Below are 16611 nucleotides of genomic sequence, written 5' to 3' on the forward strand. Positions count from 1 at the left end.
GGAGGTGTAACTTGATTAGCTATGAAACAAACTTGAGAATTCAAGAGCTGAGGGAGAAATTCGATTCAATAAGAGAGACTCTTGATCTCGAGAAGATAGATGAGAAACTGAAGGATATCGAAAAAAGGATGAGTGATCCCTCAATATGGAACGACCAAAGAGAGGCTTCCAAGCTGGGAATAGATGCGCAGTCGCTCCGCGGAATCCTTGCTCTTCTAAGGGATGTGGAAGAGGAGTTTGAAAGCATTGACATTGCTGTTGAGCTATCGGGAGAAGACGAAAGCTTCGTCAAGAACGTTGAAGAGCTTGTAAGATCGGCGGAAAAGAAGGTCAGGGAGTTTGAGCTAACGATCCTCCTGAGCGGAAAGTACGATAATAACAACTGTTTTATGTCAATTCACCCAGGTGCCGGAGGAACCGAGTCCCAGGACTGGGCGTCAATGCTAATGAGGATGTACATGAGATGGGCCGAAGGAAATGGATACAGAATAACTATAGTCGATGAATTGCCTGGAGATGAGGCAGGAATCAAGAGTGTAACCCTGAATTTGGCTGGTCCACATGCCTATGGAAAGCTGAAGTTTGAGGCGGGTGTCCACAGGCTAGTAAGAATTTCTCCATTTGATGCAAATCACAGAAGACACACTTCTTTTGCTTCTGTTAGTGTCTTTCCCGAGATGGATGAAGTACCTGAAATCGAGATAAAACCTGAAGACCTCAAGGTCGATACATACAGATCCGGCGGTGCCGGTGGGCAGCATGTGAACAAAACAGACTCTGCCGTTAGAATTACTCATCTTCCAACAGGAATAGTTGTTGCATGTCAGACGGAAAGGTCTCAGCACCAAAACAAGGCAAATGCAATGAAGATGCTCTACGCAAAGCTATTTGAAATCGAGATAGAGAAAAAGCGTAACGAGAAACTCAAGCTAATGGGTGATCAAAAAGATATTTCGTGGGGAAATCAGATAAGATCATACGTATTCCAGCCTTACACAATGGTTAAAGACCACAGAACAGATGCGGAGACTGGCGACATTCAATCTGTAATGAATGGAGAGATAGACGAATTCATTGAGAAGGAACTGCTTTTCTTCTCATCAATAGAAAAATCTCTCGAATGAATATCGCTATGAGTTTGACTTTGGCTATAGAAAAATGTTATTATTCTTCCGAGCGGAGTGAATTCAGTGTCCAGGCAATATGATGAACACCACAGGAGCGTTATGGTTCACGAAGCGCTCCATTATTTGCTTGGTGGACGTATTGAGGGTACCTATCTTGATTGTACCGCTGGAGAGGGTGGTCACATAAAGGCAATACTGAAGGCCACCAACGGTCAGGCAAGAGTCATTGGACTGGATGTAGACCGTGAGGTTCTGGATTTAGCGGAGCAGAATCTCGAAGAATACCGGGGCAAGTTCAGACTATTTAATTCTTCTTACGTTGATTTCGAAACAGTATTAAGGCAGGCAGGCGTTGAAAGGGTAGACGGAGTTTTGTTGGATGTTGGCACTTCCACTTTTCAGCTGAAGGCTAAAGGAAGAGGGTTTTCGTACGAACTGGACGAACCGCTCGATATGCGTATGGATCTCTCAAATAAGATTACAGCAGCAGATGTTGTGAACAGCTACAGCGAAAGTGAACTGTCGAGGATCATCTTTGAGTATGGTGACGAGAAGAGATTTGCCAGAAGAATAGCGAAATGCATAGTTAACAGAAGACCTTTATCTACTACCAGAGAGTTGCACGATGCAGTGAAAGCAGCAATGCCACCGGCCGAAAGGTACAAGAGGAAAAGACATTTCGCAACAAAGACGTTTCAAGCGATAAGAATTGTAGTTAACAAGGAATTAGAGAACATCGAAGGTGTCCTGAGAAGCATTCCCGGTTTTCTTAAGCAAGGCGGTAGGATCGTTTTTATTTCATTTCATTCTTTGGAAGACGGCATAGCAAAAAGGGTATTCAGGGAGAAATCGGACTCAGAGTTGAAGATCCTTACGAAGAAACCCATACAGCCGTCACAAGAAGAAGTAGAACTCAATCTAAGAGCAAGAAGTGCAAGGTTGAGGGCAGCGGAGCGGATTTGAAGGGAGGAACATCTCGTGCAAGCCATAACAGCGAAGCGGAAATCGCTGGCGCGTGAGGGCGGCGAAGCCTTAACGAACAGTGAAGTATGGGGTTTATTTGGTTTTCTGCAAGTTCTTGTGATTTTTCTTTCACTGGCAGTTTCAATTGCTCTCCCGTTCTATTTTGGCAATGAAGTTGATAAAATTACAGAGGTGGCGACGAATAGAGAGCAGAGCATCACAGTCATGAAGTCTCGACTAGGAGATGTCTCTAGGGAAATTTCATATTTACAGACGGTTGTTGGGGTGAGAGCAGAAAAGTAGAACTTTGTCGAGGTGGATCTTAAATCAAGAGACTGGCTAGCAGAGTTACACTGTTGTATGTTCTTCTTATACTTTGTGTAGGAGTCTTCGCGGTAAGAGCGGGATATATCTCCCTGTTTACTGACCCGGATTTGCCGGTGATGCTCGGAGTAAACAAGATTCCTGCTCTGAGAGGCTCTATCTACGATTCAAGAGGCAGACTTCTAGCTAGTGATTCACTGATCTATGAAGCATGGCTTGATCTTGGGTATCTACGACTTGCGACTTCGTCCGATCAAGTGGATCGTGTTCTCAAGAATGTTGAGCTTTCTTTCGGCATTTCTTATGAGAAGCTTCAGGAAAATCTTCAGAGCACAAAGAGTTTTCTCCTTCTTGGCACTGCGCCGACTAACGATGAGATGCAACGAAGAATTACACCGATAACAAGACGGTATATCTCCCTGGAAATGCAGAGGGAGAGATTGAGTTTTGGAGAATATGGTTTAGATAGGATAATCGGTAAGCTTGACAAGGGCGGGGTTCCGCTTAATGGTATAGAGCTAAGCTACAACGAGCATCTTTCAGGCAAAGAGGACGGTTTGATAAGAAGGACGCTCACAAGTGCCTGGAGAGAAGAACCAACAAATGGCGATGACATATATCTCTCGATTGACATAGACATTCAGAAGATGGTATACGAAGAACTAATGACAACCGTCGAGAAGAACATGGCAGACGGTGGAGTTGCGCTCCTCATAGAGAGCAAGACGGGAAAGATACTGGCGTATGCAGGTGCTTACGACTGGGACGTTGGATTGATGGGAATCTTTGAACCAGGTTCAACAATAAAACCGTTGATCTACTCATTGGCGTTGCAAAGCGGATCTATTACAGAAACCATGACTTTTCAATGCACTGGAAGGATCCAGCCTGTTCCTGGACTCGACATAGTTATCAGAGATGTAGAGGGCGAACGACACGGTGTTCAGACTTTCAGGGAGGCAATCATCAATTCATGCAACGTTGCTGCAGTTCAGGTGGGCGGGAAGATACTTAATACTCTTGGTAAGGAGGAAATGTACAATCAGTTAAGAAATATTGGGTTTGGTAGGCTCTCAGGAGTAGATCTTCCTGGCGAGACTCCCGGAATTCTACCCAGGGCAAAGGATTGGTCTTTGATTTCTCCCTACCAGTTCCCAATAGGTCAGGGTCTCGGGGTTAACATATTCCAGATGGTAAAAGCTCTCAATGTCTTTCCTTCAGGGGGGCAATTCATTACTCCAACGTTTGTCAGAGCCATAAGGAGCGGTGAGGGGCTGACAAACATTCCTAAGAAAGTTGATGGGACTCTGTTTTCCCCAGAACTAGTTTCAACCATGCTTCCAATACTTGAGAGCGTAGTGATCGAGGGAACCGGCACAATGGCCAGAGTTGATGGAATCAGAATAGCCGGGAAGACCGGAACTGCTCAAAAGGCTGGACCGGGAGGGTATAACGAAGAGACTTATTATTCACTTTTCTACGGTTTCTTTCCTGTTGAAAATCCGACATACACTTTATATATAATGATAGATACACCGAAGGCAGGCGCTTACTACGGAGGATTCGTAGCGGCTCCGATGTTTGCGTCAATTGTGAGAAATCTATACGGGATAGGTGTTGAAAAAGAGATCTACGAAGGTGTTTACAGCTGGAAGATGCCCGATCTAGGAGGATACTCACTACTAGATGTAAGAGAAATTGCGGAGATCTATGGGGTCGACAAGATAGTAATTCACGGCTCGGGTTGTGTCATAAGCCAGTATCCGGAGATAGGCCAGCCTGTTGAAGATAGATTTGAAGTGTGGTTAGGAGCATTAAGCTATGATATACGAGATAACGGGGGACAGTGAGGTTCTGAAAGACTTCTTCATTCGAGAGAGAGCAACGGGTTTTTTCCACATAAGCGAAGATATGCCTGACAAGAGCGTAAAGTTCAGGACGGCTATTTCGACCGTGGGGATGTTCGGACCGAAACCTGTGAAGCTCTCCAAATTTGATCTTTGGAAGAAAGAGGAGAGGAAGGCCGTTGAGGCGTTGATTTTTTCCTTAGGTGAGGAGATCGATGTTTTCATCGAGGGACGTTTGAACATAGATGTTGAGTCAGAAAAGCACATCTTCGTTCTTCCTAAGCCGTGGGAAGACGACAAGTGGCAGTTGCACACAATGAAAATTGCCAAACTTATCGGGAAAACGATCTCTAGGGCTGCTGCTGAGGTCATTTTAAGCAGAGTGGGAAAGAAAGAATTCAGAATCCTCCGTGAACTTGAAAAATTATCCGTACTCTCTCCCGAAATAGATGAGAAAACTGTTGAGAAGTTTATCGATTTCGATATCGCTACAGAGGTTGAATTCCTTGCGGTTTGCTTCTTGAGTAATGATGAGAGTTTTCTTAGCTTCGCCAAGGAATCATCGGTTCCATTTACTTACTTCTCCTCGGTACTGGCTAAGCTTGCTATTGATTTGGGTACGATACTGGAGAAGAGAAAAGGACGAACAGGAGTGACTTGGACGGAGATAAAAGATATCTCTAGTTCGACCGGTATAGCTAGTGCAAGAGTTGCAAAACTTCTGGGGTACAGTTTTTCAAACATGAGAGAGAAGAGAGTAAATCTCAGTCTTTTGCATTCCAGGTTGTTTCTGAAGAATCTAATCGTCTTTCTTCAAGAGCTCGATGAATCAATAAAGAATGGGCAATCAAATCAGCAACTTTCGTTTTTTCAGTTAGTCGGAGAATCTTCAAACTTGAAGTAACTCTTAGGTAACATTTTCTACCTGAAACATCCCGTTCAGCTAGCTTCAATTGACAGTACCACCAGCGCATTGTACAATTGCTTTCGGCAAAATGCTTATAAGGAGGCGAATCGCAACCAGATGCCCACTATAAATCAATTGATAAGACACGGAAGGAAACAGTTGAAGCAGAAGTCTGCTTCTCCGGCTCTTGAAAACAATCCTCAGAAGCGAGGAGTCTGTGTAAGGGTCTCTACAATGACACCTAAGAAGCCGAACTCAGCTCTGAGGAAAATCGCGAGAGTACGTCTCTCAAATGGGACAGAAGTAACGGCCTACATTCCTGGTGAAGGTCACAACCTGCAGGAGCATTCCGTAGTTCTTGTGAGAGGTGGAAGAGTGAAGGACCTTCCTGGCGTAAGATACAAGATAGTGAGAGGTACTTTAGACGCTGAAGGTGTAGCGAACAGGAAGCAGTCGAGAAGTCGATATGGCGCCAAGAGGCCGAAGAAATAAGGAGGCAGTTCTAGATGAGAAGACGTCAGTCTGAGAAGAGAGAAGTAGTACTTGATCCAATCTACAATGACGCAGTAGTAACAAGATTAATCAACAAGATAATGATTGATGGAAAGAAGAGCAAGGCAGAAGCAACGGTATATGGAGCACTCGAAGCTCTCTCTGAGAGAACTAAGCAGCCCCCGATGGAGGCATTTAAGAAAGCTCTTAACAACGTGAAGCCTCTTTTGGAAGTAAGGCCAAGAAGAGTTGGGGGGTCTACATATCAGATACCTTTCGAAGTTCCTGAAAGACGTGCAGTTGCGCTTGCGATAAGATGGATAGTAACATCCGCTAGGTCGAAGTCGGGCAAACCACTCAAAGAGAAGCTCGCTTTGGAACTTGTTGACGCATACAATGGACAGGGAAACGCAGTTAAGAAGAGAGAAGACGTGCACAGAATGGCGGAGGCTGGAAAGGCTTACGCTCATTTCAGATGGTAGAGGCAGTTCGGCAGGAGGAAGGATAGTGAAAGAGAGAGTCACGACCCTAGAAAAGACCCGAAACATAGGAATAATGGCTCATATAGACGCGGGTAAGACAACTACCACCGAGCGTATTCTCTTCTATACTGGAAAAAATTACAAGCTCGGTAGTGTTGACGAAGGTACCGCAACAATGGATTGGATGGACCAGGAGAAGGAAAGAGGCATCACTATCACTTCTGCAGCAACTACAGCATTTTGGAAGGATTATCGGATTAATATTATTGATACACCCGGGCACGTTGACTTTACGGTTGAGGTCGAAAGATCGTTGAGGGTTCTTGACGGCGCCGTTGCCGTGTTTGACGCTCAGGCTGGAGTAGAGCCGCAGTCCGAGACAGTTTGGAGACAGGCAGACAAATATCATGTCCCTAGAATTGCCTTCATGAACAAGATGGATAAAATCGGAGCTGATTTCAAGGCGGCAGTTGATTCCATGATTGCTAAATTGAAGGCCAACCCCGTGGCAATTCAGCTCCCAATTGGTTCTGAGGCAAACTTCGAAGGCGTTATTGACCTTGTCGAGATGAAAGCGTTTCGATGGACTAACCAAAACGGGACGGAATACGGAGTCTCCATGATACCTGAGAGTATGCTGAACGAGGTGGAAGAGGCTCGTGAAGATCTGGTTACTCACGTCGCTGAGTTTGATGAAGAACTCATGGAGTTATATATAGAGGGTAAGGATCTTCCGTCAGATAGAATGAAAGCGGCAATAAGGAAAGCTACTCTTGCGGGACTATTGACTCCGGTTCTCTGTGGATCTGCCTTTAAGAACAAGGGGATTCAGCTGCTGCTCGATGCTGTTGTCGATTACCTGCCATCGCCGAAGGATCTACCCCCCGTAATAGGAGAGTTAATTGACAGTGGAAATGAAATTGAGGTTCACCCGGACGAGAACGGACCCTTTGTTGCATTGGCTTTCAAGATAATGGTTGATCCATTTGTTGGAAAATTGACCTTTTTAAGGGTGTATTCAGGTTCTCTAGAGAAGGGATCATACGTAATTAACGCAAACAAGAACGTCAAGGAGAGGATTTCCAGACTACTATTTATGCATGCAGATAAGAGAGAAGAGGTTGACTATATACGTGCCGGGGATATAGTTGCAGTCGTTGGTTTAAAGAATACCATGACCGGAGAAACAGTGGGTCGTGCTGATGAAAAGATTATCTTGGAGAAGATCGAGTTTCCGGAACCTGTAATCTCGATTGCGATAGAACCACAGACTAAAGATGATGCTTCTAAGCTGAGTAAAGCGCTTTTTGCTCTCGTAGAGGAGGATCCTTCCCTTAGGAGTTATGTTGACACCGAGATGGGAGAGACGATCTTGTCGGGAATGGGGGAACTTCATCTTGAGGTAATTGTTGAGAGAATCAAGAGAGAGTTCAACGTTGGCCTAAGGGTTGGAAACCCACAGGTCGCTTATCGAGAGACAATAAGAGCGAAAGCCATTGGTGAAGCGAAGTATATAAGACAGACCGGTGGCAAGGGTCAGTACGGGCATGTGATCTTAAGTGTTGAGCCCATCACTGACAAGAATTCCAACTTCGTTTTTGAAGACAGTACGGTTGGCGGAACAATTCCGAGGGAGTTCATAAAGCCTGTTGAGCGTGGAGTCAGAGAAGCGATGGATTCGGGATTTCTTGCTGGTTACCCAATGGTCAACGTGAAAGTTTCTTTGCTGGACGGTTCTTACCATGAAGTGGATTCTTCGGAGATTGCTTTCAGTATTGCTGGATCGATGGCCTTCAAAGAAGCTGTACGCAAAGCGAGTCCTTCTTTGCTTGAACCGATAATGGCTGTAGAGATTAATACGCCTGAAGAATATATGGGAGACTTGATTGCTGATCTGAATTCCAGGCGAGCCAAGATTGAGGGTTTCGAGACCAGGGCTGGTCTCAAGATTATTAAGGCTCACGTTCCTCTTTCCGAGCTTTTCGGTTATGCGACAGTTTGCAGATCCCTCTCGCAGGGAAGAGCAATCCACATTATTCAGTTCTCCCACTATTCGGAAGTTCCAGTGAAAATTGCAGATAAGATTCTTGGAAGATAGAGATCCCAAATAAGTTTTTGGAGGAGGGAAACCATGGCTAAGGAAAAATTTGAACGTTCAAAACCACATCTTAACATCGGTACGATTGGACACATTGACCACGGTAAGACTACTCTTACTGCGGCAATTACAAAGAGTCTGGCATTCAAGGGTCTTGCTGACTTCTCCCCGTTTGACTCAATTGACAAGGCGCCGGAGGAAAAAGCAAGAGGAATCACAATCAACGTTGCTCATATCGAGTACCAGACTGACAAAAGGCATTACGCCCACATCGACTGTCCAGGTCACGCTGACTATATCAAGAACATGATCACCGGAGCCGCTCAGATGGACGGGGCTATTCTTGTTGTCGCTGCTACTGACGGTGTCATGCCTCAGACGAGGGAACACGTTCTCCTTGCGAGACAGGTCAACGTTCCCGCAATGGTGGTGTACATAAACAAGGTCGACGCAGTCGACGATGAAGAATTGGTCGAACTGGTTGAGGAAGAAGTAAGAGAGCTTCTTTCCTCCTATGAGTTCCCTGGTGACGAGCTTCCAGTTATCAAGGGCTCTGCGCTGAAGGCACTTGAAGCAGATAGTCCAAATGAATGGACAGAGAGCATATACGAGCTGATGAATGCCTGCGACGATTACTTCCCGGAGCCTGTCAGAGAAACTGACAAGCCATTCCTCATGCCAGTGGAGGATATCTTCACCATTACAGGAAGAGGAACGGTAGTTACTGGAAGAATCGAGCGCGGAGCTGTTCATGTCGGTGATGAAGTTGAGATAATTGGACTTTCCTATGAGACGAAGAAGACAGTATGTACCGGTGTGGAAATGTTCAGAAAACTCCTTGATGAGGGGCAGGCCGGCGACAATATCGGGGCACTTCTGAGAGGTGTGGCAAAGGAAGAAGTCAAGAGAGGGCAGGTACTTGCAAAACCAGGATCAATAACACCTCACAAGAAATTCACTGCAAACGTCTATGTTCTGAAGAAGGAAGAGGGAGGTCGCCATTCTCCGTTTACAAAGGGTTACAGGCCTCAGTTCTTCATTAAGACAGCAGACGTTACTGGAGAAATCGCGGATCTTCCCGAGGGTGTCGAAATGGTTATTCCTGGCGATAACGTTGAAATGACTATCCAGCTTATCTACCCCGTTGCGATTGAAAAGGGTTTGAGATTTGCAATCCGTGAGGGTGGCAGGACAGTTGGCGCCGGAGTCGTCAGCTCAATAATTGAGTGATTAACGGTCTTTCCAGGAGAAGGGGGAGTAATCTCCCTTCCCTGTTAACAGAAGGAGGGAACATTTAGGCATGGCCAAGCAAAAAATCAGGATTCGCTTGAAGGCTTACGATCATAAACTGCTTGACTTGTCGGCCAAGAAAATTGTCGAAGCTGTAAAGCTCACCAATGCTAAGGTATCGGGTCCGGTGCCATTGCCAACGGAGAGGACGCTCTACACTGTTCTAACTTCGCCACACAAGTTCAAGGATGCAAGAGAGCAGTTTGAGAAGCTAGTTCATAAGAGGTTGATTGAGATCCTAGATCCTACACCAAAGACGATAGATTCTCTTATGAAAGTCGACCTCCCCGCGGGTGTAGACGTGGAGATTAAACTGTAAAGAGACTTCGGAGGTGTGATAGATGAAAGGTATATTGGGTAGAAAACTCGGTATGACAACTATATACAAAGATGGAAAAGCCTTCGGAGTTACCGTAGTGAAAGCCGGTCCATGTACAGTAGTACAGAAAAAGACGAGTGAAGGTGGCGAATACGACGCCGTTCAAGTTGGATTCGAAGAGCTTACACCGGAAAGAGCAAAGAAAATACTTACAAAGCCTCTGGTGAAAAAGTTTGAAGCAGCAAAGGTCAAACCACATAGAGTTCTCAAAGAGTTCAAGTTTGGTAACGTCAATGACTTCAATGTTGGTGATATCATAGAAGTCGGCGTCTTTTCTGAAGGCGAGAAGGTAGATGTGACTGGATTTTCGAAGGGGAGAGGTTTTTCCGGCGCGATGAAGAGATGGAACTTTAGAGGCGGAGAGGCTTCTCATGGTTCGAAATTCCACAGAGAGCTAGGTTCAGTAGGTAACCACACTGATCCGGCGAAGATCTGGAAGGGCAAGAAGATGCCCGGTCAGTACGGTAACGAAAAGAAGACAGTAAAGAATCTAACCGTAGTAAAAGTCGATGCAGAGAATGGACTCTTAGCCATTTATGGCGCAGTTCCAGGAGCGAGGGGCGGCCTCTTAATAATCAAGAGCGCAAACAGATAGCCCCGAAAATGTGTTGGAAGGAGGACGCAACAATGGCTCAAGCCGACGTTGTGAATATGGCCGGCCAGAAAGTTGGCACAGTAGAACTGAGTGAAAGCGTTTTTAACGTTGAACCTAACAAGGATCTGATGTACAGATACGTTAATATGCAGCTTTCAGGCAGACGTGCCGGACTGGCTTCGGCGAAGACAAGATCAGAGGTTAGGGGCGGGGGAAGAAAACCCTGGGCCCAGAAACACACAGGAAGAGCCAGAGTCGGTTCAACCAGAAGTCCACTCTGGAGGCACGGTGGAGTGATTCATGGACCGAAGCCAAAAGACTGGTCGTTCAATATGACCAAGAAAATGAAGAAGGTTGCGCTACGATCAGTTCTAAGTATCAGACTCAATGAAGGCAATTTAATTGTGTTGGATGATCTCAAATTCGACAAACCAAAGACGAAGCAGCTCAGGGAGGTCTTGAGTAACCTTGGACTCGATAAGTCGCAGAAGACGCTCTTCGTTCTGCCGTGGCAGAAGGATGAGTATCAGAACGTTAGACTCTCCGGGAAAAACATCTATGGCGTGAAGGTAATAATCGCAGACAATCCCGGAAATACAGCCGTCACCAGTAAGGCGAATATCGACGGGCTTAACGTCTACGACATAGTAAATCATGAAAAGCTTGTGATCACTACTGATCTTGTTCGTAAGATCGAGGAGGTGCTCGGGTAATGACTGAAAAGAAGTATTACGGAGACGTTCTCCTCAGACCGTTGATCACTGAAAAGACAGTTGCTTCTGGTGAATTGAACAAGTACATTTTTGAGGTTCATAGAGATGCCAATAAGCAGACAGTCAAAGACGCCGTTGAGAAGCTTTTCAATGTGAAGGTTAAACAGGTAAATATCATGAACATGAAGGGAAAACCAAAGAAGCGCGGTGTCTTTGTTGGCAAGTCGAGGTCCTGGAAGAAAGCAATCGTTACGCTTGTGACTGGATACAGGATTAAAGAACTCGAAGGCCAACACTAAGGTGAGGTGAGATGATATGGCATTGAGAAAGTTTAATCCCGTCACCAAAAGCAGACGGTTTATGCTTCTTCCAGACTTCAAGGAAGTTACAAAGACTGAACCGGAAAAGTCTCTTCTGGAGCCAATCAACAAGAACGCGGGTAGAAACCATCATGGAAGGATAACTGTTAGACATCAGGGTGGCGGAACCAAAAAGCGTTACAGGGTTATCGATTTCAAGAGAGACAAGATAGGTATTCCTGCGAAAGTCGTATCGATAGAGTATGACCCGAACAGAACGGCGAGGATTGCTCTTCTCCAATACATCGACGGTGAGAAGAGATACATGCTGGCTCCGAAGGGTTTGAAGGTCGGAGATGGTATTCAGAACGGCGACCAGGCTGAAATTTCAGTTGGAAATTCAATGCCACTGGAGCGAATACCGGTCGGCACGATCGTGCATAACGTTGAGTTTATACCAGGCAAGGGCGGCCAGATTGCGAGAGCTGCGGGTACCTACGCACAGCTAATGGCAAAAGAGGGAAGATACGCTCTTCTTAGGATGCCGTCTGGTGAGTTGAGAAGAGTAGTTGTGAAATGCATGGCAACTATCGGCATGGTCGGAAATGAAGAACACTCGAATGAGGTCCATGGAAAAGCAGGTAGAAAGAGATGGCTTGGAGTTAGACCGTCGGTCAGAGGCATGACGATGAACCCGGTCGATCACCCGATGGGTGGAGGAGAAGGGCGTTCTAAGGGACACCTTCCTCAGAGCCCCTGGGGCCAGCCGGCCAGAGGTTACAAGACAAGGAAGAACAAGAAGCCTTCAGATAACCTCATAGTGAAGCGCAGGAACCAGAATTGATCAGGGGGTGTAGTTGAAGATGTCGAGATCTAAGAAGAAAGGCCCATACGTACACCCGAGTCTCTTGAAAAAGATTAGAGAGCTGAATGAAAAGGGAGAAAAGAAACCCATAAAGACTTGGAGCAGGGCGTCCATGATTCTTCCTGAAATGATCGGACACACAATAGCTGTCTACAACGGGATGAAGCATATACCTGTTTACATTTCAGAGAATATGATTGGTCACAGACTGGGTGAGTTCTCTCCCACCAGGAGGTTCGGTGGGCATGCCGATAAGAAAAGCAAGAAGGGTGAAGTAAGATGAGGGAGGGTGCTGAGATGGCGCAGGCTACGCAGAGAGATAAGCGTTCTGTTTTCCATAGGAAGCGCAAAGAAGAAGCAGCAGCAACTCCTGTCACTCAGGCAAAGGCAGTTGCGAAGTTTGTCAGAATCTCCCCTAGAAAGGCGAGATCAGTTGTCAACGCAATAAGAAATAAGGAAGTGGGCGAGGCTTTTCAGATTCTAGAGTTCTCACCAAAAAAGGCCTCCCGTTTGGTTTACAAAGTTCTGCGCTCTGCAGTAGCAAATGCAGAGAACAATTTTGGACTGAATATCGATAGTCTCTATGTTGAAAAAGCTGTAGTTGATGACGGTCCGAGAATGAAGCGATTGTGGCCGCGAGGTAGAGGAAGAGCAGATATTCAGCAGAAAAGATTTAGCCACATAACCGTTGTTGTAGCAAACCGCGAAGAAACTAGCAATCCTCAGGAGTGAGGTGACATAAGTGGGTCAGAAGGTACATCCTTATGGATTCAGGCTTGGTGTAAGTAAAGATTGGAAAGCCCGATGGATTAACGAGAGGAACTACAAAGAATATCTACTCGAAGATCTTAAGATAAGGGACTTTCTTAAGAAGAATTACATGGCTGCCGGAGTTTCCGACATTTACATCGAAAGGCCGGAGCCAGGTAAGGTGGTTATTACCATCAAGTGCGCCAGACCTGGTGTGATGATTGGAAAGAAAGGCAGTGAAGTGAAGCTGCTAAGGCAGCGGCTGGAGAAGCTTATAACCAGGCAGTTCCAGCTGAATATCGAAGAAGTGAAAACACCCGAGACCGATGCGATTCTTGTTGCTGAGGATATTGCGTCAAGAATTGAGAAGAGAGCTTCTTATAAGAGAGCCATGAAGAGAGCGATATTCACTGCAATGAGAAAGGGAGCTAAAGGTATCAAGATAATGGTTTCCGGAAGACTGAACGGAGCTGATATTGCCAGGACAGAGTGGTACCTGGAAGGAAGACTTCCTCTCCAGACCCTCAGAGCTGATCTGGACTACGGTTACACCACAGCCTTTACTAAGATGGGAATAATCGGAGTGAAGGTATGGATCTACAAAGGCGACGTACAGGTGTAATTGCAAGAGGGGAGGTAGTTCATAATGTTAATGCCCAAAAGGGTAAAATACAGGAAGCAACAAAGAGGTAAGATGAACGGCAAGGCAAAAGGCGGGACAATCGTTCACTTTGGTGAATGGGGAATAAAGGCTCTCGAACCACACTGGATAACTGCTCAGCAGATCGAGTCCTGCCGAATTGCGATTACGAGAACACTTAAGAGGAATGGTAATCTCTGGATTCGAATCTTCCCTGACAAACCTATTACATCAAAAGGTATTGGCGTGAGAATGGGGAAGGGAAAGGGAGATGTCGAAGGCTGGGTAGCTGTCGTGAAGCCCGGGAAGATCATGTTCGAAATAGGAGGAGTGCCTGACCAGCTTGCGAAAGAGGCTCTCGAAAAAGCTGCTTCTAAGTTACCTATCAGAACAAAGATAGTACCGAGGTATCAGATAGGAGGTGAGCTCTGATGAAAGCAGTCGAACTTCAAAAGTTCACCGATGAAGAACTCACTCAGATGCTCGAAGATTCAAAAAGAAAGCTGATGGACCTCAGGTTCCAGCTGGAAATGAACAGGTTGAAGAACCATTCCCAGATAACTGTAGTAAAGCGCGACATAGCCAGGATAAAGACTATCCTTCGCGGTCGTGAGCTGGGGATAAGGAGGTAGTCCGCCATGCCAAGAAAGACACTAGTAGGAACGGTAGTAAGTGACAAGATGGATAAAACGATTGTAGTAAGTGTAACAAGAACGCATATACATCCCTTCTATGGGAAGACGATGAAAACTACTAAGAAGTATCACGCAGATGATCCCAATGGTCTTGCTGGAATGGGAGACACAGTAGAGATCGAGGAATGCAGACCGTTGAGCAAGATGAAGAAATTCAGACTTGTCAAGGTTTTGAAGAAGGATATTTATACAGGAGAAATTTCTGAGACTCCCGAGGCCGTTGAAGGCTCCGGAGGTGACCAGAAATGATCCAGTCTGAATCTTACCTGAAGGTCGCCGACAATTCCGGTGCGAGAATGATTAAGGTCATTCAGGTTACCGGTGGTTACAGAAAGAGATCGGGAACCATTGGTGACATAGTAGTTGCTGCAGTGAGGGATGTGGCGCCGAACACAGATTTCAAGAAGGGCGATATAGTGAGGGCCGTTCTTGTTAGAACGGCGAAGGAGATTCGCAGACCAGACGGTACCTACATTCGCTTCGATGACAATGCTGCGGTGATTATTGACAAGCAGAACCAGCCCAGAGGAACACGCGTCTTTGGACCTGTTGCTAGAGAAATAAGGGATAAGGGATTCTCCAAGATAGCTTCTCTAGCCCAGGAAGTCTGGTGAGGAGTGACGCAAATGAGTAGAGTGAAGAGAGAAGACATTGTAATGGTGATATCTGGTAAAGACAGGGGCAAGAAGGGCAAAGTTCTTAAGACAATTCCCTCGGAGAAGAAGATAATAGTTGAGGGTGTCAACTTCACGAAAAAGCATCAGAGACCAACCAATCAATACCGTGAAGGTGGAATAATTGAAAGGGAATCTCCAATATATGTTTCGAAAGTGATGGTTGTCTGCCCCAACTGTAATAAGCCTACGAGAGTTGCGCACAAAATCCTTGAGAATGGCGAAAAGGTTAGAGCCTGCAAGAAGTGCGGCGAGATAATCGATAAGGTCTAATGGGGAGGAATTGTTGATGGCATACGAATACGTCCCTTTGAAAGATAGATTTGAAAATGAAGTAGTCCCTACCATGACTAAGGAATTTGGTTATAAGAACAGGCTGGAAGTGCCAAGAGTCTCCAAAATAGTAGTAAACATGGGTATTGGAGAGGGATCTAGAAATGCGGATCTTCTCGATCTCCATGGTAAGGAATTGATGACGATAGCGGGACAGAAGCCAGTGGTGACGAAAGCCAAGAAGAGTATAGCCAACTTTAAACTTCGTGATGGAATGCCGGTGGGATTGAAGGTTACCCTCAGAGGTCCAAGGATGTACAACTTCCTTTACAAGCTGATAAATATTGTTCTTCCGAAGCTGAGGGACTTCAGAGGCGTTGATCCGGACTCGTTTGACGGCAGAGGCAATTATGCAATGGGACTTCCCGAACAGCTAGTCTTTCCCGAAATTGTGCCTGATCAGATAAAACGAGTTCAGGGAATGGACATAATAGTTGTTACCACGGCCAAGACTGACGAGGAGGCCAGAAGGTTGCTTGCTCTTCTAGGACTTCCTTTCAAGAGAGTCATGGTCTAAGGAGGTAGGTGCATGGCGAAGAAATCATTAATCGAAAAGTGGAAACGAGAACCCAAGTTCAAAGTAAGGAAATATAACAGATGCAATCTTTGTGGCAGACCTAGAGCAGTGTATAGAGAGTTCGGTCTTTGCAGAGTGTGCTTTAGACAGCTGGCTTCCGAGGGAAAACTCCCCGGTGTGAAGAAAGCAAGCTGGTGAGGAGGGAAATGTAATGTGGAGTGATCCCATAGCCGACATGCTCACTAGAATAAGAAATGCCAACGCTGCCTTCAAGGAGAGCGTGGATATACCGGCTTCAAATCTGAAGAAGAAGTTGCTTGATATTCTGAAGGCGGAAGGCTATATAGACGATTATAAATACATAGAGGATGGCAAACAGGGTGTCTTGAAAGTCTTCTTGAAGTACAAGGGAGACAGAAGGCACAAGATCAACGTCATCTCTGGAATCGTGAGAATTTCCAAACCTGGCAGAAGGATGTACGTGAACAAGGACAAACTTCCGAAGGTAAAGTCAGGTATGGGAATAGCAATTATAAGTACTTCCAGCGGAGTGATGACAGACAAGCAGGCCCGTTCGCAAGGCGTCGGCGGCGAAGTCATCTGCTACGTATGGTAGGGAGG

24 protein-coding genes are annotated in these 16611 nt (G+C 45.8%); all 24 read left to right on the plus strand.

Annotation, left to right across the window (positions count from 1 at the left end; genetic code table 11):
- Window positions 1-11 precede the first annotated feature (11 nt).
- The 24 genes from prfB (at window position 12) to rpsH (ending at window position 16606) form a co-directional block, all read left to right on the plus strand.
- The gene (gene prfB / locus V512_RS02570) at window positions 12-1124 is read left to right on the plus strand and encodes a peptide chain release factor 2 (protein ID WP_099828900.1); all 1113 of its coding nucleotides are present in this window, start codon (window positions 12-14) and stop codon (window positions 1122-1124) included.
- A 66-nt stretch (window positions 1125-1190) separates the two neighbouring features.
- On the plus strand, window positions 1191-2090 hold the full coding sequence (rsmH, locus tag V512_RS02575; RefSeq protein WP_099828901.1) for a 16S rRNA (cytosine(1402)-N(4))-methyltransferase RsmH: 900 nt from the start codon (window positions 1191-1193) through the stop codon (window positions 2088-2090).
- A 356-nt stretch (window positions 2091-2446) separates the two neighbouring features.
- Window positions 2447-4264, plus strand: coding sequence for a penicillin-binding transpeptidase domain-containing protein (locus V512_RS02585; protein WP_243392221.1), 1818 nt, complete (start codon window positions 2447-2449; stop codon window positions 4262-4264).
- A complete protein-coding gene (locus V512_RS02590) occupies window positions 4236-5165 on the plus strand; it encodes a DNA polymerase III subunit delta (protein ID WP_099828904.1) in 930 nt (309 codons plus the stop codon). Before V512_RS02585 ends, V512_RS02590 begins: the two co-directional genes overlap by 29 nt.
- Before the next feature lie 120 nt (window positions 5166-5285).
- Window positions 5286-5660 carry a 30S ribosomal protein S12 gene (rpsL, locus tag V512_RS02595; RefSeq protein WP_006492338.1) on the plus strand — a complete coding sequence of 125 codons (375 nt, stop codon included), beginning with the start codon at window positions 5286-5288 and terminating at the stop codon, window positions 5658-5660.
- Between the two features lie 14 nt (window positions 5661-5674).
- On the plus strand, window positions 5675-6142 hold the full coding sequence (gene rpsG / locus V512_RS02600) for a 30S ribosomal protein S7 (RefSeq protein ID WP_099828905.1): 468 nt from the start codon (window positions 5675-5677) through the stop codon (window positions 6140-6142).
- A gap of 25 nt (window positions 6143-6167) precedes the next feature.
- Window positions 6168-8240 (plus strand): elongation factor G, encoded by a 2073-nt coding sequence (fusA, locus tag V512_RS02605; protein WP_099828906.1) that lies wholly within the window; start codon window positions 6168-6170, stop codon window positions 8238-8240.
- A gap of 33 nt (window positions 8241-8273) precedes the next feature.
- Complete coding sequence (gene tuf / locus V512_RS02610; RefSeq protein ID WP_099828907.1) at window positions 8274-9470, plus strand: elongation factor Tu; 1197 nt, start codon at window positions 8274-8276, stop codon at window positions 9468-9470.
- Between the two features lie 70 nt (window positions 9471-9540).
- Window positions 9541-9849, plus strand: coding sequence for a 30S ribosomal protein S10 (gene rpsJ, locus V512_RS02615; protein WP_006492343.1), 309 nt, complete (start codon window positions 9541-9543; stop codon window positions 9847-9849).
- Between the two features lie 22 nt (window positions 9850-9871).
- Window positions 9872-10504, plus strand: a complete 633-nt coding sequence (rplC, locus tag V512_RS02620) for a 50S ribosomal protein L3 (RefSeq protein ID WP_099828908.1) — start codon at window positions 9872-9874, stop codon at window positions 10502-10504.
- A gap of 32 nt (window positions 10505-10536) precedes the next feature.
- Complete coding sequence (gene rplD, locus V512_RS02625) at window positions 10537-11217, plus strand: 50S ribosomal protein L4 (protein WP_099828909.1); 681 nt, start codon at window positions 10537-10539, stop codon at window positions 11215-11217.
- Window positions 11217-11516, plus strand: a complete 300-nt coding sequence (rplW, locus tag V512_RS02630; protein WP_099828910.1) for a 50S ribosomal protein L23 — start codon at window positions 11217-11219, stop codon at window positions 11514-11516. Before rplD ends, rplW begins: the two co-directional genes overlap by 1 nt.
- 16 nt (window positions 11517-11532) lie before the next feature.
- On the plus strand, window positions 11533-12360 hold the full coding sequence (gene rplB / locus V512_RS02635; RefSeq protein WP_099828911.1) for a 50S ribosomal protein L2: 828 nt from the start codon (window positions 11533-11535) through the stop codon (window positions 12358-12360).
- A gap of 19 nt (window positions 12361-12379) precedes the next feature.
- A complete protein-coding gene (rpsS, locus tag V512_RS02640; RefSeq protein WP_039882973.1) occupies window positions 12380-12664 on the plus strand; it encodes a 30S ribosomal protein S19 in 285 nt (94 codons plus the stop codon).
- A 14-nt stretch (window positions 12665-12678) separates the two neighbouring features.
- A complete protein-coding gene (rplV, locus tag V512_RS02645) occupies window positions 12679-13113 on the plus strand; it encodes a 50S ribosomal protein L22 (RefSeq protein WP_099829017.1) in 435 nt (144 codons plus the stop codon).
- Window positions 13114-13123: 10 nt separating this feature from the next.
- Window positions 13124-13753, plus strand: a complete 630-nt coding sequence (rpsC, locus tag V512_RS02650) for a 30S ribosomal protein S3 (protein WP_099828912.1) — start codon at window positions 13124-13126, stop codon at window positions 13751-13753.
- Between the two features lie 24 nt (window positions 13754-13777).
- Entirely contained in the window at window positions 13778-14203 is a 426-nt protein-coding gene (gene rplP, locus V512_RS02655; protein ID WP_006492352.1) for a 50S ribosomal protein L16, read from the plus strand.
- Window positions 14203-14403, plus strand: coding sequence for a 50S ribosomal protein L29 (rpmC, locus tag V512_RS02660; protein WP_099772028.1), 201 nt, complete (start codon window positions 14203-14205; stop codon window positions 14401-14403). The genes rplP and rpmC overlap by 1 nt, the downstream gene beginning before the upstream one ends.
- 6 nt (window positions 14404-14409) lie before the next feature.
- Window positions 14410-14715, plus strand: a complete 306-nt coding sequence (gene rpsQ / locus V512_RS02665) for a 30S ribosomal protein S17 (RefSeq protein ID WP_099828913.1) — start codon at window positions 14410-14412, stop codon at window positions 14713-14715.
- Window positions 14712-15080, plus strand: coding sequence for a 50S ribosomal protein L14 (rplN, locus tag V512_RS02670; protein WP_099828914.1), 369 nt, complete (start codon window positions 14712-14714; stop codon window positions 15078-15080). The genes rpsQ and rplN overlap by 4 nt, the downstream gene beginning before the upstream one ends.
- Window positions 15081-15092: 12 nt before the next feature.
- Window positions 15093-15413, plus strand: a complete 321-nt coding sequence (gene rplX / locus V512_RS02675) for a 50S ribosomal protein L24 (RefSeq protein WP_099828915.1) — start codon at window positions 15093-15095, stop codon at window positions 15411-15413.
- A gap of 16 nt (window positions 15414-15429) precedes the next feature.
- Window positions 15430-15990, plus strand: coding sequence for a 50S ribosomal protein L5 (gene rplE, locus V512_RS02680; RefSeq protein WP_099828916.1), 561 nt, complete (start codon window positions 15430-15432; stop codon window positions 15988-15990).
- 12 nt (window positions 15991-16002) lie between these two features.
- Entirely contained in the window at window positions 16003-16188 is a 186-nt protein-coding gene (locus tag V512_RS02685) for a type Z 30S ribosomal protein S14 (RefSeq protein ID WP_099772033.1), read from the plus strand.
- A 13-nt stretch (window positions 16189-16201) separates the two neighbouring features.
- Window positions 16202-16606, plus strand: a complete 405-nt coding sequence (gene rpsH / locus V512_RS02690; RefSeq protein ID WP_099828917.1) for a 30S ribosomal protein S8 — start codon at window positions 16202-16204, stop codon at window positions 16604-16606.
- Window positions 16607-16611 lie beyond the last annotated feature (5 nt).

The organism is Mesotoga sp. Brook.08.105.5.1 (genome assembly GCF_002752635.1).
GTDB lineage: Bacteria > Thermotogota > Thermotogae > Petrotogales > Kosmotogaceae > Mesotoga.

Coding starts and splice junctions, on each gene's coding strand:
- rplN (WP_099828914.1), top strand. CDS start 14,712: ATGATCCAGTCTGAATCTTACCTGAAGGTCGCCGACAATTCCGGTGCG.
- rplB (WP_099828911.1), top strand. CDS start 11,533: ATGGCATTGAGAAAGTTTAATCCCGTCACCAAAAGCAGACGGTTTATG.
- rpsQ (WP_099828913.1), top strand. CDS start 14,410: ATGCCAAGAAAGACACTAGTAGGAACGGTAGTAAGTGACAAGATGGAT.
- tuf (WP_099828907.1), top strand. CDS start 8,274: ATGGCTAAGGAAAAATTTGAACGTTCAAAACCACATCTTAACATCGGT.
- V512_RS02590 (WP_099828904.1), top strand. CDS start 4,236: ATGATATACGAGATAACGGGGGACAGTGAGGTTCTGAAAGACTTCTTC.
- rpmC (WP_099772028.1), top strand. CDS start 14,203: ATGAAAGCAGTCGAACTTCAAAAGTTCACCGATGAAGAACTCACTCAG.
- rpsH (WP_099828917.1), top strand. CDS start 16,202: ATGTGGAGTGATCCCATAGCCGACATGCTCACTAGAATAAGAAATGCC.
- rplP (WP_006492352.1), top strand. CDS start 13,778: ATGTTAATGCCCAAAAGGGTAAAATACAGGAAGCAACAAAGAGGTAAG.
- V512_RS02685 (WP_099772033.1), top strand. CDS start 16,003: ATGGCGAAGAAATCATTAATCGAAAAGTGGAAACGAGAACCCAAGTTC.
- rplX (WP_099828915.1), top strand. CDS start 15,093: ATGAGTAGAGTGAAGAGAGAAGACATTGTAATGGTGATATCTGGTAAA.
- rplE (WP_099828916.1), top strand. CDS start 15,430: ATGGCATACGAATACGTCCCTTTGAAAGATAGATTTGAAAATGAAGTA.
- rplC (WP_099828908.1), top strand. CDS start 9,872: ATGAAAGGTATATTGGGTAGAAAACTCGGTATGACAACTATATACAAA.
- rpsS (WP_039882973.1), top strand. CDS start 12,380: ATGTCGAGATCTAAGAAGAAAGGCCCATACGTACACCCGAGTCTCTTG.
- rplW (WP_099828910.1), top strand. CDS start 11,217: ATGACTGAAAAGAAGTATTACGGAGACGTTCTCCTCAGACCGTTGATC.
- rplD (WP_099828909.1), top strand. CDS start 10,537: ATGGCTCAAGCCGACGTTGTGAATATGGCCGGCCAGAAAGTTGGCACA.
- rpsL (WP_006492338.1), top strand. CDS start 5,286: ATGCCCACTATAAATCAATTGATAAGACACGGAAGGAAACAGTTGAAG.
- rpsJ (WP_006492343.1), top strand. CDS start 9,541: ATGGCCAAGCAAAAAATCAGGATTCGCTTGAAGGCTTACGATCATAAA.
- rpsG (WP_099828905.1), top strand. CDS start 5,675: ATGAGAAGACGTCAGTCTGAGAAGAGAGAAGTAGTACTTGATCCAATC.
- rplV (WP_099829017.1), top strand. CDS start 12,679: ATGGCGCAGGCTACGCAGAGAGATAAGCGTTCTGTTTTCCATAGGAAG.